This window comes from Paenibacillus sp. Soil522 (genome assembly GCF_001428245.1).
In the GTDB taxonomy this organism is placed as follows: Bacteria; Bacillota; Bacilli; order Paenibacillales; family Paenibacillaceae; genus Pristimantibacillus.
This window is the reverse complement of record NZ_LMRV01000077.1, coordinates 40,632-55,894: the sequence shown is the minus strand read 5'-3', so window position 1 is coordinate 55,894 and position 15,263 is coordinate 40,632. Positions and strand designations below refer to the sequence as shown.

The window sequence follows — 15,263 nt, the reverse complement described above, 5'->3', positions numbered from 1 at the left end:
CATTCAAAAGACCGCCCGAGTCTATCCTTGGCTGATAGATCCATGGCGGTCTTTTGCTTTTGCTTCATTTGCTCTTCCATTACATGCCCCTGTTCTACATGATTAGCTCCAATATTTCATATTTTCGTACAAAATCACCCAATGCACTCCCGAAATTTGTTACACTATTAGCAAAATGGTATGTAGAAGGATGATGACCATGTCGGACCATAACGACCGCGATGAGCTTGCAAACCGCCGGCGCAATAAGCTGAAGCTGCTGCATTTTGATGCGAGCGGCAAGGATTTAGTAGAATCCGAGAAACCGCATGAAACGTTTGCCGATGTCGGCGGACTCGAGGACGTAAAGAAAAAAATTCGCATGAACTTTATTTTGCCGCTAAAGCAGCCTGAGCTATTTGCCGCTTACGGCAGGGAAGCGGGCGGAAGCCTGCTGCTGTACGGGCCTCCCGGCTGCGGTAAAACCTTTCTTGCCAGGGCAGTAGCTGGCGAAATCGATGCGAACTTCATGCATATCGAGCTGCAGGCTATCCTTGGCATGTACGTAGGACAGAGCGAGAACAATTTGCATGATATTTTTGAGAAGGCCCGCGAGAACAAGCCTTGCGTCATTTTTATTGATGAGCTCGATGCGATGGGCGGCAGCCGAAATCAAATGCGTCAGCACCATGACCGCATTCTCGTCAATCAGCTTCTGATGGAGCTTGACGGGCTTCGGACGTTTAATGATCAAGTATTTGTCATCGGCGCAACAAACACGCCTTGGTATCTCGATTCGGCGCTGCGTAGGCCCGGCCGGTTTAACCATATGATTTTTGTTCCGCCGCCGGAAGAGAAGGAGCGCGAAACCATTTTAGAGCTGAAGCTTGCCGGCAAGCCGCTTTCTTCGCTCGATTTGAGCAAGATTTCTAAAGAAACAAAGCATTTTTCAGGCGCGGATTTAGAGCAAATCGTGAAGGATGCCGTAGAAGGCGCGCTGGAGAGAACGCTTGAAACCGGTGAAATCCAGCCAATCTCGCAGGATGATTTGAAGAAAGCATCCAAGCAGCGGAAAGCGACGACGCTCGACTGGTTTGCCACAGCCAAAAACTATGCAACATTCAGCGATGTCAACCAAGACTATCAAATCGTACTGGATTATATGAAGCAAAGCGGTTTGAAATAATTCATTAAGAGCGGGGTAGCCTGATTCATGATAGAAGAAGAAATCAGCCATCGAAGTTACGAGAGAATAGAGCAGCTCATGCATTGGAAGAGATTTGCAGACGCTACTAACGAGGCTATGGCGCTCATTCGGGACACACCGGAGGATCCGTACGCTTATGCGCTGCTCGCGCATGTTTGTCTTCATATGGATAGCCTTGATAAAGCCCTTCATTGGTCAGAGGAATCGCTTCGGCGCGACCCGGAAAATGAGCTAGCCTGGTTTGTTCGGGCCAATACCTATTACACGATAGAAGACTGGAAGGCTGCTATGGAAGCCATTAAGGAAGGGCAGCGAGTCGATCCTTATGAGCCGCATTATTTTTTCTTGCACGCCAATATATTAAATAAAACAAGAAGGTACGACGAAGCAAGGGGTCTATTGCTAAAGGGACTTGAGATCTCCCCTGAAAATCCGTTATATTTGGCAAATTTAAGCTACAACGAAGCACTGCTGCGGAATTTCTCCGAATCCAAAATGTTAGCAAACAAGGCTTTGCGGCTTGATGTGGAGTCAGATATGGTTTATTTGTACCTCGCTTGGTCAGCCGAGAGACGCAATGACTACGACGACTATTTGCTCATGCTCAAGAACGCCATCAGGCTGGACCCTGATGACAAGCAAATTCGTCAGGAGTTTCTCGAAGGCCTTCAGAAAAATTATAAGTTCTACCGGATTATGCTCATGCCGAGCAACCTCATGAAAAAAATGAAGCCGTGGCAAATTTTCATCAGCTGGATTGTACTATGGATTTTGTTTAAACCTCTCATGATCCTATTCATTGTCCTCTACTACACTACACATTGGGTAACCAAGCTGCTTGTGCATGTCAAAGTATTTGGCTGGACGCGAAGAAGGTGAGCGGACTCCGCACACCTTCTTTTTTCTAAGCCTATTTGCTTCATCACGAGAGATCTATGAAAAGGCTCCATGCTTTTCCTGATTTCAAGATACTAATCGATAAGAGCGCGGTAAGCATCAGCCGACAGCAGCTTGCTGAACGCTTCCTCCAAGCTTCCGTTCGCCTCAAGCTCGACAATCCAGCCGCCTTCATACGGTTCTTCATTCACAAGCTCCGGCTGGTTGATGAGCGAATCATTCACCTTCGTAACCGTTCCCGTTACCGGACAGTATAATTCGGATACCGTCTTTACCGATTCGATCGTACCTACGCTGTCGCCCGCTGTCACGACCGTTCCCGCCTCGGGAAATTCAACGAATACAATATCGCCCAGCTGGCTTTGCGCATAATCGGTAATGCCGATTCGTACGGTTTGCCCCTCTACCCGGAGCACCCATTCATGCTCGTCGCTATATACAAGCTGCTCTCTGATTTCACTCATTGCAAACGCCTCATTTCATTTGATTTATTCGCATGAATAGGTTTCTGATGTATCATCCTTACTTACTTCAGAATGCTTAACACCAGTGGAGTTGACACGTTGACGGTCTGGTTACCATCCAACCCCTCTATCCCATCCGTTCCTTGGGCGGATACGTTTGGGAATACTTTGCGCAAGATGTTCGCTGCGCCGTTCACATCGGCATGAATCAGGCCCTTCGTGCTCGTATACAGCCCGCGATGAATCCGCTTGCCTGTGAAGATCCACTCTCCCTCTTCATCATAACGTGGCAATGGGTCTTGATCGAGGAAGCTGGCTTTCGAGGTGTACGCTTCTTCGGTCAACGTAACGGCTATTCCCTGTTCGGCCGCTTTATACCGGATCATCGCAATGAGCATCTGGTGCGGGATGTGGCAGAAAGACTGATTGTTTCGCCTTCCGATCGCGGACGCTTGCTTCCACCCATCGTTATGTCCTATGACGATCGTGCCGATCTGTTGTTCCACAGCCGTATTGACGATATGACGGCTTACTTTGTGGAACAAGTCTTTGATCCGGCGATGGCGCTTCAGATGCAAGCGTTCCAATCGTCTGGATGTATGTGCTCCTTCGTGCGATTTCTTGCCCTGACGAAGAATGCCAATATAATGAGCCTTCATCTTGTTGTAATATTGATTAATCGCTTTGATCATCTTGCCCTTCACGAGCATCGGTTTCGAACCGGTAGTCGTAACGATGGTTGCAAGATTTTCAACGCCAAGATCAATATCGTCAGTGTTAAAATGGAAGGCAGGATTNTCTTGTTGTAATATTGATTAATCGCTTTGATCATCTTGCCCTTCACGAGCATCGGTTTCGAACCGGTAGTCGTAACGATGGTTGCAAGATTTTCAACGCCAAGATCAATCGCGAGCACGTTTGCTTTCGCTGCTTTCTTCTTTTCTAACGGATAAACGAAGACCATTTCGACGACAAATTGGCTATGGCTCGGCACCACACGCACCTGCTTCAGTTGTCCGTCGGTACAGCCTAGCTTGCCGATATTAAGCTGCAGCTTTGTCTTCGGAAGTTTAAGATACTTCTGTTCTTTAATCACGCAATCCTGGTTGGAGAACACGACTTCTTTCACCTTAATGCGGGCATATCCCGGTATATGGGGCTTTCCACTGTATTTCTCGGGATGCTTTCGGTAGTCCTTCATACTGGCGAAGAAAGATAGCCAGTTTTGAAATGCAATCTTCATGATTCCTTGACTGCTTTGCGCGGGGAGGGCTCGATAGTCGGTATGATCCATCACTTTAAACAAAGCATCCATGAAGTTGTAAGAAACAAAATGCTTCTCCTTGGAAGGCAGCTTGAACGGATGGGAATGATTCTTCTCGCTCCGCCGTTCGTTCATCGCATCGATATGGGCTTCCAGTGTGTTCATCACTTGTTGTTGCAAAGGCTGCAAGGACTCATTCTGCCCAAAGGAGGTAAACACCTGTCGGATGTAAAAGTTGGTCGTGTTATACAGGTTTTTGGCGTTTTGACACGCTTGGTCCAGATACGCAAACAGCCGATGGCCGGGTTTGACCCACACTTGATGAGTCCTGTACATGGGCATTGAATCTGTCATGACTTCACCTCCTTTCAGCCACAAAATAAGAACACACGTTTCCTTTTCTTATTATATCGCTAAAAAATGAGGAAGGAAAGGAGTTCTTGCGGGCGTATTCAGGAGGTCGCCGATTCACCTCGCCACTTACAGAAGTGGGAGTCCTCTCGGCGAAAATTGATAGAAATAACGTGAAGGAAATCGCGGCGTACATTTCAGCGTCTATCCGTAACAAACTCTATGCCTATCACCTCCTGAAAATGAGAAAAGGACAGAGAAAAGGCATTCGTCTTTTCTTTGTCCTTGGCATCCGGGGGTTGTCCCATCAAACGTCATCCGTTTATTCGATCGCTTTCTTCCCCCAGAGCATAAAACAATCCGCATATTCATGTCAATATACCTCACAATAAAAAATGTTTTCACAAATAAATGATTGACACCCTTACGCTTGAGGCGTTTATAATGAAATTAGAATAGGCAAAACGAAAACTGAATACGCGGATGATGGTAGCGGGAGAGATTACCGGGCTTTACAGGTAACGCCGAAGGAGTAAGCCCTTACGGGTGAATCTCTCAGGCAAAAGGACCTTTACCGGACGCATCTCTGGAGAGAATCCCAGGCATGGGATCACCAAAGGGGAAACTCACACACTGATTACATGAATGATGGCTTACAGCATGTGTTGAGGTAACTCTCAGGTACAAAGGACAGAGCAGGAGGACATATATGCGGCGGGAATCACTCTGCCCGCATATCGATTCCTTTTGCCTGTCTTTTTTAATATCCATAAGGGGTGATGAGATGAGTTCATTAAAGCGCACACCGCTCTATCCGTTCTACTCAGATTTCCCTTCCGCGCGTTGTATCGACTTCGGAGGCTGGGAGCTTCCCGTGCAATTTTACGGCATTCAAAAGGAGCATCATGCCGTTCGCCAGCAAGCCGGACTATTTGACGTTTCCCATATGGGCGAATTTCTCGTAACCGGACAATACGCGGAGACGTTCCTGCAGCACATGACGACCAACGATGTATCACGTCTTTCCATCGGCCAAGCGCAGTATACGTTAATGTGTTACGAGGATGGCGGAGTTGTCGATGACCTGCTCGTTTACAAGCTCTCGGCGGATCAATACATGCTCGTTGTCAATGCCTCTAATATTGATAAAGACCTGCAGTGGCTGCAGGATCATCTGATCGGCGATGTCGTTCTGGAAAACCGATCAGACGAGACCGCGCTTCTAGCGCTTCAAGGCCCCGAAGCAGCCGCGATTTTAGCAATGGTGACCGACGCCGCAATCCTGTCACTGCCATCGTTCCACTTTATTTACAAGGCGACAGTGAACGGTGTTCCCGCCATCGTCTCCCGCACAGGCTACACCGGCGAGGACGGCTTTGAAATCTACTGCGCTTCCAGTGACGCTGAGGTCATTTGGAGAGGGCTGCTCGCTGCAGGCGGGCCCTTAGGGCTCATTCCTGCCGGCCTTGGCGCCCGCGACACGCTTCGTTTCGAAGCCAGGCTCCCTTTGTACGGGCAAGAATTGTCAAAGGATATATCGCCGCTGGAAGCCGGCCTCGGCTATTTCGTTAAGCTGGACAAAGGCGAATTCCTCGGGCGCGAAGCGCTGTCCGCGCAGAAGAGCGAAGGGCTGACGCGCATGCTGGTCGGCCTTGAGCTGATCGACCGCGGCATTCCCCGCCCTCATTATCCCGTCTACGCTGACGGCGCCTTGATTGGTGAAGTGACGACAGGCACGCAGTCTCCGACGTTAAAGCGTAATCTCGGACTAGCCCTCATCGACATCGCCTATACGAGCCCGGATACCGAGGTTTGGGTAGAAATACGCGGCAACCGGCTTAAAGCAAAAATCGTGAAGACGCCATTTTACAAAAAGGGAGCGGGCCTATCATGAAGCATCGTTATTTGCCGGTGACGGAGCAAGATCAAGCCGATATGCTGGCCGTAATCGGCGTCGGGTCGATTGAAGAGCTGTTCACCGATATTCCCGCAGCTGTCCGCTATTCCGGAGTGATGCCGATGTCCGGGCGCCTCGGCGAGCCCGAGCTGCTCAGGCATATGAGAGAATTGGCGGACCGAAACGCCGACTCCGACCGCTTTCCCAGCTTTTTGGGTGCGGGCCTTTACGATCACCATATCCCCGTCATCCTCAATCACGTCATTTCACGCTCTGAATTTTATACCGCTTATACGCCCTACCAGCCTGAAATCAGCCAAGGCGAGCTGCAGGCGATATTCGAATTCCAGTCTTATATTTGCGAGCTGACCGGCATGAGGGTTGCGAACGCAAGCATGTATGACGGCGCCACCGCCTTGGCGGAAGCAGCCGCGCTTGCAGCAGGAGCGACCAAGCGGAAGCAGATTATCGTCTCCCGTACCGTTCATCCGGAAGCGCGCGAAATTTTGCTCACCTCCGCGCATGGCTTAAATCTCGATGTGATCGAAATCGGCTATAAAGACGGCGTTACGGACCTGGCCGCTCTGGAGGCAGTCATTACAGAGGAAACGGCGGCCGTGCTGATTCAAACGCCGAATTTTTTCGGCTGCGTGGAGAACATCCGGGCGGTTGAGCCTCTCATCCACGCGAAGAAGGGCTTGCTCGTACTGAGTACAAATCCGATATCGCTTGGACTGCTCGAATCTCCGAGCGAGCTTGGCGCCGACGTCGTTGTCGGCGACGCGCAGCCGCTCGGCATTCCCGCTTCGCTGGGCGGACCGACCTGCGGGTTTTTCGCCGTATCGGAGCCGCTCATGCGCCGTATTCCGGGCCGAATCGTCGGCCAAACGGTCGATCAGGAGGGCAAACGGGGCTTCGTACTGACGCTGCAAGCACGCGAGCAGCATATTCGCCGCGAGAAAGCGACATCGAACATTTGCTCCAACCAAGCTTTGCTGGCGCTGTGCGCTTCCGTCTACATGTCGACTTTAGGCAAAGCCGGCATGCAGGAAGCGGCTTTGCTTAATTTACGCAAATCGCACTATGCCGCGAATCAAGCAGCGGCGGGCGCCTCTCTCTCCCTCGCGTTCGCATCGCCATTCTTTAATGAATTTGTCGTACGGATGCCTGAAGCCGCGGATTTGAAAGCCGTTAATTCCAAGCTGCTGAAGGCCGGATTTATCGGAGGCTACGATCTTGGAGAGGCATATCCCGAGCTGAAGGGCCACATGCTTTTTGCCGTAACCGAACGAAGAACGAAGGATGAAATCGACCGATTCGTAAGTGTACTGGAGGCGTGCCTATGAAACCCGAGAAGGCGTTGATTTTTGAATTAAGCAAGCCCGGGCGTATTGCATACTCCCTGCCTGCATGCGACGTTCCCGAGCTAGCAGCGGAAGCGCTCATTCCTGCTGAACTGCTCCGCAGCAAGCCGGCGGAACTGCCGGAGGTGTACGAGGTCGACGTCATCCGCCATTATACGGAATTGTCGCGCCGCAACTTCGGCATCGATAACGGCTTTTACCCGCTCGGCTCCTGCACGATGAAATATAATCCGAAAATAAACGAGGATGTCGCCCGGTTTGCCGGCTTTGCCAAAATCCATCCGTATCAGCCGGAAGAAAGCATTCAAGGGGCATTGGAGCTGCTGTACACGCTGCAAAACGACATTGCTGCGCTCACGGGCATGGATCAGGTGACGCTGCAGCCCGCCGCCGGCGCCCACGGCGAATGGACCGGCTTAATGCTCATCCGCGCTTACCATGAAAGCCGGGGCGAGGTACGCACGAAAGTGATCGTACCGGATTCCTCCCACGGAACGAATCCGGCCAGCGCGACGGTTGCCGGATTCGACACCATCACGATCAAATCGAACGCGAGCGGCATGGTTGATCTGGACGTGCTGCGCGCCGCTGTCGGCAGCGACACCGCCGCATTGATGCTGACGAACCCGAGCACGCTCGGCCTGTTCGAGAAACAAATCGTGGAAATCGCCGAAATCGTTCATGAGGCCGGCGGCCTTCTCTACTACGACGGAGCCAACTCCAACGCGATCATGGGGATTGCCCGCCCCGGCGATATGGGCTTTGACGTCGTGCATTTGAATTTGCACAAGACGATGAGCACGCCGCACGGCGGCGGCGGTCCAGGGGCAGGCCCGGTCGGCGTGAAGAGCCGGCTCATTCCGTTTCTGCCGAAGCCGGTTGTCGGCAAACGCAAAGACGGCACTTTCTGCTTTGATTTCGACCGGCCGCAATCGATCGGCCGCGTCAAAGCCTTTTACGGCAACTTCGGCATTCTGGTCCGCGCTTACACGTATATCCGCACCTATGGCCCTGATGGGCTGCGCCGCGTATCCGAGCTCGCGGTGCTGAACGCCAACTACATGATGCACCGGCTTGCCCCTTACTATGAGGTCGCGTATCCGGGCATCTGCAAGCACGAATTTGTTCTGTCCGGCAGGAAGCTGAAGCAGTACGGCGTCCGCACGCTGGATGTCGCCAAGCGGCTGCTCGACTTTGGCTATCATCCGCCGACAATCTACTTCCCGCTTAACGTCGAGGAATGCATCATGATCGAGCCGACCGAGACGGAAAGCAAGGAAACGCTCGACGGCTTCATCGATGCGATGATCCAAATCGCGCAGGAAGCGGAGAACAATCCCGAGCTCGTCATCAACGCGCCGTACACGACCGTTGTGAAGCGGCTCGACGAGACGAGCGCCGCCCGAAAGCCGGTGCTGAACTGCACCTGCGGCTAAGACGCCCCGTGGCTGAGCTATTATTGTTAAATGAAGATAAAGTCCTGGACTGGACTGCTAGATATTACGGGCTTTATAAAATGAAAAAACGTTAGTCGTCTAAAAATAAGAATTAGACTGAACCCAAAAAATGGAACAGCGGCGGACTAGGACTTGAAAAAAAGTCTTAGACTGCCGTTGTTTTTATTGGGCTAACGTACCCGTCATCCATGCCGCTCACGCGACACCACAGATTATGGAAGTAAATGCGTTCTTCCATGGGGCTTAATAACAAGTCGATCATTTATTTTTAAGATAAGAAAAGACAGAAATCCAAAAAATGCATCCGAGCAAAATATGAATTCCACTTTCTTCAATATGTCTCCCAGTCCCACTCAGTAATAAACCTGAAAAAAAGCCTAGGACAATGCAAATTAATACTTCAAGTAACTTGGTTTTCATAAACGTTCCCCTAACTGCATTCTATAGTTTGATTGTTCTAATTTACATGTGAATTCTGCTACTAGTACAGGTAAGTTTCCCCATTATACTGTCCGTTACTTCAAAAAGAAAGAAGAGTTGCAGCAAAGCAAGCTCCTCCACTATCGTTACCCTTAACCTTCCTTATGAATCAATTTAAAGATTTTATAGCCAAACATACATACGAATATGAGTCCTAGTGTACTTAGAATTTGTTGAAGAATAGTATCAATCAGGTTAGCGTAACGAAGGGTACCACGCGGTAGCCCTTTCGGTGTTAACTACAGTATCCCGATAGCACAACAAATTGTGCTAATCGTAGCAGCGAGACCGCCTAATTCACAGTAGTGATTCAATGTCTTCTTAATTTCTTTCGAACCGGAAAACAAATATCCGTAATGGATTCTTCAGACTCAGGACCATGATTTCGTTCATCGTAAATTTCGATATTGTAAAGGCCGGAGAGTTCATATCCGCTTTGTTTTAACCACGTGGAGTATAAATAAGCATGAACAGCACCAGCATTATCGGCTGCACCTTTAAATGTAAACAGTGCGTATGTATTTGCTGGCAGTTCTCTATACACCATTCCGTCCGGAATGTTCTCATTCGAGGAAACTTCAACGCCAATGAAGAATTCGAACTGATCAGTTTCTGGATTATAGTCCTCAGGGTCTGTTGAAATCCCGAATACTTCCTTTCCATTAATGGAATCTGTAATTTCTGCCCTTCGGTCCATAAAATTGTATCCTAACTTAATAGTCGTCCTGTTCTGTTGCACATCATAGAGTGTAACGTTTGTGGCTAATCCGATTAATTTCATTGCCGGCTTATCAATAATAATCGCTTCCATACGTACCTCCTAACGCGCAATGACTTAATTCAATTTCAAACTAATACTTCATATTTGACCCAGCTATTGTTAGTTTGTATTGAGTTCTTAAGTTGAAATAATACATTATTATTTGAATTAAATGCACGTATAATCTCTTTCGTTAAGTCGATTACCAATGGATCTCGCAATGCTTCTTCTATTGGTATAAATCTTGCTTCAGCAACCTCATATCCATCAGCACAAATAGCACCTGCAGTTACTTCCATTTCAAATATTAAGTATTTTCGTTGTTAAATAACCATAATTCCGCGAAGTTCGTGGTTCCATTTAATGTCGTATCGAACAATTTGTGAAAGAAGGAAAGTAACATGATCAAACGAATGCATGTTGCGTTAAGCCATTGAGCAGATATAAATGGGACCTACAAATAATAAATAAACAAATATCTATAAAATGGCCGTGCCACTCTTTTAAGCAAATTAATAGCATAGATTAAGCCATAAAAAAAGGAGGGTTAATCCTTTGACCGCATGTAGACCATCGCCATCATTTCATTTCGCTATGTCACGAATTTCAACGATGATACCGTGTCGGTGATTATACCCGAACAACAAAGGTCAAGGCAACAATAAAGACCGGTCGTGGACCTTTTGAGATTGCTGTTACACCCGATAGGAAGTATGCTTATGTTGTCAATAAACGCGATAACACCGCTCAAGTAATCAAAAGAAAAACAAATACAATTATCCGCACCATCAGGGTCGGAAACGCTCCATCGGATGTAGGTACATCGCGAAACTTCGTCTATGTTACGAACTCGGCTGACAATACCGTTTCAGTAATTTGTATAAAGAAACAAAGAGTCGTTAAAACGATAAAGGTTGGAAAAAACCCTGTAGGAGTAACCATTACTCCTACGAAGTGCGGCTTAAGAACTTTAGGATTTGTAAGTAATAACGACAGCAATACGATTTCTATTTTCGATGTGAAAAACAATAAGGTTATCGCTACGATAAAAGCCGATGTCGGCCCTGATCAAATTGCTTTCACGATGAACCGCAAATTAGCTTATGTCACTACGGATAATAATGTTTTGGTTATAGGTATTCATAGTCGAAGGATCCTAAAAAAGATTCAAGCTGGACGTAAACCGATCGGTGTAGCCATAACCCCTGACAATAAATTTGCCTACGTCGGTAATGAAGGGGATAACACGGTTTCCGTCATAAAACTAATAAATAACAAGGTGATAGCTACCATTCCGGTGGGGATCAAACCCGGTATTGTAGCCATTACAAAAGATAGTAAATATGCGTATGTTGCTAATTTTGGAGAAAATACAGTTTCTGTTATAAGGATCAGGGATAATAAGGTTATTAAGACGTTAAAAGTAGGAAATGCAGCATCTGGGCTTGCTATTATCCCTTTATAGATGTTTGAAAACATCAGACCCTTCCTTGACGTAAGCGTTAAATAGCCCACATCTTGTTCTCAGGATGTGGGCTATTTAACGCTTACTCGGCAGCCTTCTCCTGAAACTCCCCCTTGTATTAGTGTTATGACATACAAGTTTAAGTCTTTGTACTTTCAACTTTTCTCTTCCAATGATCTCCATTACCCTAATTAGATATTGAGAAGCCCCTTTTCCTTGATAATCAGGGGGCACAATAACATTACCTAACCAGCAAGAATCGCCGTCATGATCATAAAAATTTGCATAAGCCACAACTTCTTGATTGCACAGAATAACTGTGGGCTCCAATCTGTTTTTAACGTGTTCTTAACGACTTCCTCAATTTGGTCAGGGGTAAAAGGAGATACGGCTTTAGGGAACATAAAATATAATTCTTCTTCATTCTGTGGAAAAGAGCAGAGAATTTCAAGATCACTTGGTAATAACGATCGATATATACATAAAACATTCTCCTAGTTTCATGAAATCAATTAATAATAAATTCTTACCAAATCCTTGAATTTCCTTCTTTTAGTATTAAGCCATCCTGAAATAGGGGCAAAAAACAGATGGGAAAATTTTGATTTTTGCGGAGAAGGCAAAAGGTAAAAAATGGTTAAATGTCGAAGTAATTCCATGCGGTAGACAAGCAGTTTTAGCCATTTGCCTGCGAAGTTGATCTGCCGGCACGAAATATTGTAAACGCATAAAATGAGGCGTCTGCTTACTTATGATTACCCGGGAGGTGAGATGACGATTCCCCGATGACGAAAAACCGGCCGCACATGCTGTAATAGGCAATTCTTTAATAAGAAACCTTAGGAGGAGTAGATTATGACTGTAGCAATTGTTCTGAGCGGTGGTGGAGCGAAAGGCGATTTTCAGGTTGGCGCGGTGCGCTATCTCTACGAAAATAATATCCGGCCTGCGATTTTGACCGGTTGTTCGGTAGGCGCCATCAATGCGATCAAGCTGTCCGAGGGAGAAGGGGACGGCAGCGACGCTACACGCGGCTTGAGCGGGCTGATCGGAATATGGCGCGAACTGCGGAGCAATTCGGATATGTGGGAAAAAGAAGCGTGGCTGACGGGCATCGAAAACTCCGAGGTACTTGCTTTCCTTGAACAATCGGCAGCCAGTCAAGTCGGCACGGTCGCCCTGGAAGCCGGTAAAATTGCCCTCGGCCCGATCGGCTGGGCTTGGGTCGCTTATGATCTGATCAATACGGTAAACGATATCCAGGAGTTGAAGCGGGAGCTCGAGAAGATCATAAACGCCAGATCCCGTTCGCTCTATAATCTCGGACCGATTCTGGGCAAGCTGAACAATCCTGCAAAGCTCGATTTAAACAAGGTGCGCCAGTCCGGGATCACACTCCGTCTCGCGGCGGTCGCTTTGGAAAGCGGAGCACTGCGCTATGTAACCGAGACGGGGGTGGTGCTGGAGCGTGACAATATGACGCCACTGATGGCGCCGCCGCCAGATATTGCCCCCGAGTGCCGGTCCCTCGCGAACGAGATCGATGACCGGAAGGAGGAACGCACTCGGCTGCAAGCCGACCTGCATCATGCTTCCGGCAGCGAGAGAGCGGAGATTCTGGCGCAAATTAAAGAGATCAACGAACGGATCAACGAGCTGGATGTGAAACTGAATCAATGCAAGATCGACAATCCGCCGCAGCCAGGTCCGCTGCGCGTCAGCCTTATACAAGGTACGCTTGCTTCCGCCGCCATTCCTTTCGCCTTTCCGCCCGTCAAGCTCGGCAGCGAGAATTACGTGGACGGCGGCGTGCGCGAGATTGCACCTATCCAGGTGGCCATTCAGTCTGGCGCGACCGATGTATATGCGGTGCTTGCCTCCGACAGCACGGTAGATCCGGCGCGCAGCGTCGCAAGCGGCGAATTGCTGCAGTCGTTTGATGTAGGGGTGGCTACGATTGCCGATGTGGCGAGCCGCGCAGCCAGCGATATTATGACCAACGAGACGGTGCTCAACGAGGCCGAACCGCCGCTCGGCTGGGGGGCAAACGTGACTTTGATCCAGCCTGACTTCGACATCCACGACATCATGACCATAGATCCGGGGCTGATCGATATCCGGATAGCGCACGGTTATATGCGGGCCGACGATACGCTGCAGGCCAGGCAGCAGAATAATACTGCGGACTACCGGAAGCTTGCCGACGAGCTTAGTGAACAGCGCCATACTGGCCGGATTGTAGTGAAGCGGAAGGAGATTTGGGAGAAGGAATATGCCGCAACCGGTTTCCTTCTGCAGTACGATGCAAACGGACGCCCGGTGCATCCCGCACAGGCTGCCGCAGCCGATCCGCAAGCCCTGCAGGAGGTGCGCAATCTCAAAAATGAACTCCGCGATCTTGTGCATGACCGGCAGCTAATGGGCGGAGCCGTCCCGTCCGAATGCGAAAGCTGGTGGCTTGATTGGGAGCGCCACCCTTGGCAGCCGGCCAAAGTGCTATGGCTTCCATCGGGCCCTGCAGCCTCCGGGGATGATATGCAGCCCGGCGAGGTGCTGGAAGCCGACCGGCTGATTAATTCGGCAAACGGTTGGTATACATTCGTCTTCCAGAGCGACGGAAATCTGGTGCTGTACAAAAACTACAAGGACAGGGACCGGAAGGCTCTTTGGGCATCGAATACAGTAGGACAGGCCGGGGTATGCATCATGCAGGGCGACGGAAATCTGGTCATCTATGACCCGGATGGCGTCCCCCGCTGGTCTTCAGATACGTGGCAGTATCCCGGCAGCCGACTGATTGTTCAGGATGACGGCAACGCAGTTATTTATCGGCCCGATGGGACGGCGGTTTGGGCGACGAACACCGTACAGGCGACGCTTCCGTCAGGTCCGGCAGCGGCCGGGGACGATATGCAGCCGGGCGAGCTGCTGGAAATGGATCGGCCGATCCATTCGGCGAACGGCTGGTATACCTTTGTTTTCCAGGGCGACGGAAATTTGGTGCTGTACAAAAACTACAGGGACAGGGACAGGCGCTGGCTCTGGGACTCGGCAACCGGCGACCCGGTCGGGGTGTGCATCATGCAGGGCGACGGAAACCTGGTCGTTTACGACGCGGATGGCGTCCCCCGCTGGTCATCCGGCACGTGGCAGCACCCCGGCAGCCGGCTGGTCGTACAGGATGACGGCAATGCGGTCATCTACCGGCCCGACGGTACGGCGGTTTGGGCGACGAACACCGTGCAGGCGATGCTGCCGTCAGGCACGGCAGCGGCTGGGGACGATATGCAGCCGGGCGAACTTCTTGATGTTAACCATCCGGTTCAATCCGCAAACGGAAGATATACCTTCGTTTTTCAGGGCGATGGAAATTTGGTGCTTTATATAAACAACAGCAACGGCGACAGGAGCTGGCTCTGGGATTCGGCAACAGGGGGGCCGGTCGGGGTGTGCATCATGCAGGGCGACGGAAATCTGGTTATCTATGACGAGAACGCTGTGCCCCGCTGGTCATCCGATACGTGGCAGCACCCCGGCAGCCGGCTGGTTGTTCAGGATGACGGCAACGTCGTTATTTACCGGCCCGACGGCACGGCGGTCTGGGCGACTGACACCGTGCAGAGTTGAATGATGAGAGAAGGCCGATGGAGGCCTGCAAGCAGCCCGTAATTAAGGAAT

General features: G+C 49.8%; 9 protein-coding genes, 3 pseudogenes and 2 riboswitches. Of the genes and pseudogenes, 7 read left to right on the top strand and 5 right to left on the bottom strand.

The window, feature by feature from the left end; all coding sequences use genetic code 11:
* Positions 1-199: 199 nt before the first annotated feature.
* Together ASG81_RS23765 and ASG81_RS23760 are read left to right on the top strand one after the other, a co-directional pair.
* Positions 200-1,165: an ATP-binding protein gene (locus ASG81_RS23765; RefSeq protein ID WP_056640178.1), complete on the top strand. Its 966-nt coding sequence runs from the start codon at positions 200-202 to the stop codon at positions 1,163-1,165.
* Positions 1,166-1,192: 27 nt separating this feature from the next.
* A complete protein-coding gene (locus tag ASG81_RS23760) occupies positions 1,193-2,065 on the top strand; it encodes a tetratricopeptide repeat protein (RefSeq protein ID WP_056640175.1) in 873 nt (290 codons plus the stop codon).
* Between the two features lie 92 nt (positions 2,066-2,157).
* Here the strand turns inward: ASG81_RS23760 and gcvH are convergent, their stop codons facing one another.
* The 3 genes and pseudogenes from gcvH to ASG81_RS34175 form a co-directional block, all read right to left on the bottom strand.
* Complete coding sequence (gene gcvH, locus ASG81_RS23755) at positions 2,158-2,547, bottom strand: glycine cleavage system protein GcvH (protein WP_056640171.1); 390 nt, start codon at positions 2,545-2,547, stop codon at positions 2,158-2,160.
* A 62-nt stretch (positions 2,548-2,609) separates the two neighbouring features.
* A pseudogene (locus ASG81_RS23750) lies at positions 2,610-3,344 on the bottom strand (RNA-guided endonuclease InsQ/TnpB family protein); the annotation flags it as partial.
* 1 nt (position 3,345) lies between these two features.
* Positions 3,346-4,165 (bottom strand): annotated as a pseudogene (locus ASG81_RS34175) (RNA-guided endonuclease InsQ/TnpB family protein); the annotation flags it as partial.
* A gap of 480 nt (positions 4,166-4,645) precedes the next feature.
* A riboswitch (glycine riboswitch) is annotated at positions 4,646-4,743 on the top strand.
* 3 nt (positions 4,744-4,746) lie between these two features.
* Positions 4,747-4,858: riboswitch (glycine riboswitch) on the top strand.
* A gap of 88 nt (positions 4,859-4,946) precedes the next feature.
* Here ASG81_RS34175 and gcvT point away from each other — a divergent pair.
* The 3 genes from gcvT to gcvPB are packed head-to-tail and all read left to right on the top strand — an operon-like array spanning position 4,947 to position 8,859.
* The gene (gene gcvT / locus ASG81_RS23735; protein WP_056640161.1) at positions 4,947-6,056 is read left to right on the top strand and encodes a glycine cleavage system aminomethyltransferase GcvT; all 1,110 of its coding nucleotides are present in this window, start codon (positions 4,947-4,949) and stop codon (positions 6,054-6,056) included.
* Complete coding sequence (gene gcvPA, locus ASG81_RS23730) at positions 6,053-7,405, top strand: aminomethyl-transferring glycine dehydrogenase subunit GcvPA (protein WP_056640159.1); 1,353 nt, start codon at positions 6,053-6,055, stop codon at positions 7,403-7,405. The genes gcvT and gcvPA overlap by 4 nt, the downstream gene beginning before the upstream one ends.
* Positions 7,402-8,859 (top strand): aminomethyl-transferring glycine dehydrogenase subunit GcvPB, encoded by a 1,458-nt coding sequence (gene gcvPB / locus ASG81_RS23725; protein WP_056640157.1) that lies wholly within the window; start codon positions 7,402-7,404, stop codon positions 8,857-8,859. Before gcvPA ends, gcvPB begins: the two co-directional genes overlap by 4 nt.
* 811 nt (positions 8,860-9,670) lie before the next feature.
* Here the strand turns inward: gcvPB and ASG81_RS23720 are convergent.
* Positions 9,671-10,171, bottom strand: a complete 501-nt coding sequence (locus tag ASG81_RS23720) for a GyrI-like domain-containing protein (protein WP_056640154.1) — start codon at positions 10,169-10,171, stop codon at positions 9,671-9,673.
* Positions 10,172-10,775: 604 nt separating this feature from the next.
* On the opposite strand from ASG81_RS23720, the pseudogene ASG81_RS33765 reads away from it, so the two are divergent.
* Positions 10,776-11,585, top strand: a pseudogene (locus ASG81_RS33765) (beta-propeller fold lactonase family protein); the annotation flags it as partial.
* A gap of 75 nt (positions 11,586-11,660) precedes the next feature.
* Here ASG81_RS33765 and ASG81_RS34170 read toward each other — a convergent pair.
* The gene (locus tag ASG81_RS34170; RefSeq protein ID WP_081417548.1) at positions 11,661-11,915 is read right to left on the bottom strand and encodes a GNAT family N-acetyltransferase; all 255 of its coding nucleotides are present in this window, start codon (positions 11,913-11,915) and stop codon (positions 11,661-11,663) included.
* 525 nt (positions 11,916-12,440) lie between these two features.
* Between ASG81_RS34170 and ASG81_RS32320 the strand changes: the two genes are divergently transcribed.
* On the top strand, positions 12,441-15,212 hold the full coding sequence (locus tag ASG81_RS32320; RefSeq protein WP_200961597.1) for a patatin-like phospholipase family protein: 2,772 nt from the start codon (positions 12,441-12,443) through the stop codon (positions 15,210-15,212).
* Positions 15,213-15,263 lie beyond the last annotated feature (51 nt).

Excerpts from the sequence above, each read along its gene's own strand:
- ASG81_RS23765 (WP_056640178.1), top strand. The coding sequence starts at position 200 with ATGTCGGACCATAACGACCGCGATGAGCTTGCAAACCGCCGGCGCAAT.
- ASG81_RS23760 (WP_056640175.1), top strand. The coding sequence starts at position 1,193 with ATGATAGAAGAAGAAATCAGCCATCGAAGTTACGAGAGAATAGAGCAG.
- gcvH (WP_056640171.1), bottom strand. The coding sequence starts at position 2,547 with ATGAGTGAAATCAGAGAGCAGCTTGTATATAGCGACGAGCATGAATGG.
- gcvT (WP_056640161.1), top strand. The coding sequence starts at position 4,947 with ATGAGTTCATTAAAGCGCACACCGCTCTATCCGTTCTACTCAGATTTC.
- gcvPA (WP_056640159.1), top strand. The coding sequence starts at position 6,053 with ATGAAGCATCGTTATTTGCCGGTGACGGAGCAAGATCAAGCCGATATG.
- gcvPB (WP_056640157.1), top strand. The coding sequence starts at position 7,402 with ATGAAACCCGAGAAGGCGTTGATTTTTGAATTAAGCAAGCCCGGGCGT.
- ASG81_RS23720 (WP_056640154.1), bottom strand. The coding sequence starts at position 10,171 with ATGGAAGCGATTATTATTGATAAGCCGGCAATGAAATTAATCGGATTA.
- ASG81_RS32320 (WP_200961597.1), top strand. The coding sequence starts at position 12,441 with ATGACTGTAGCAATTGTTCTGAGCGGTGGTGGAGCGAAAGGCGATTTT.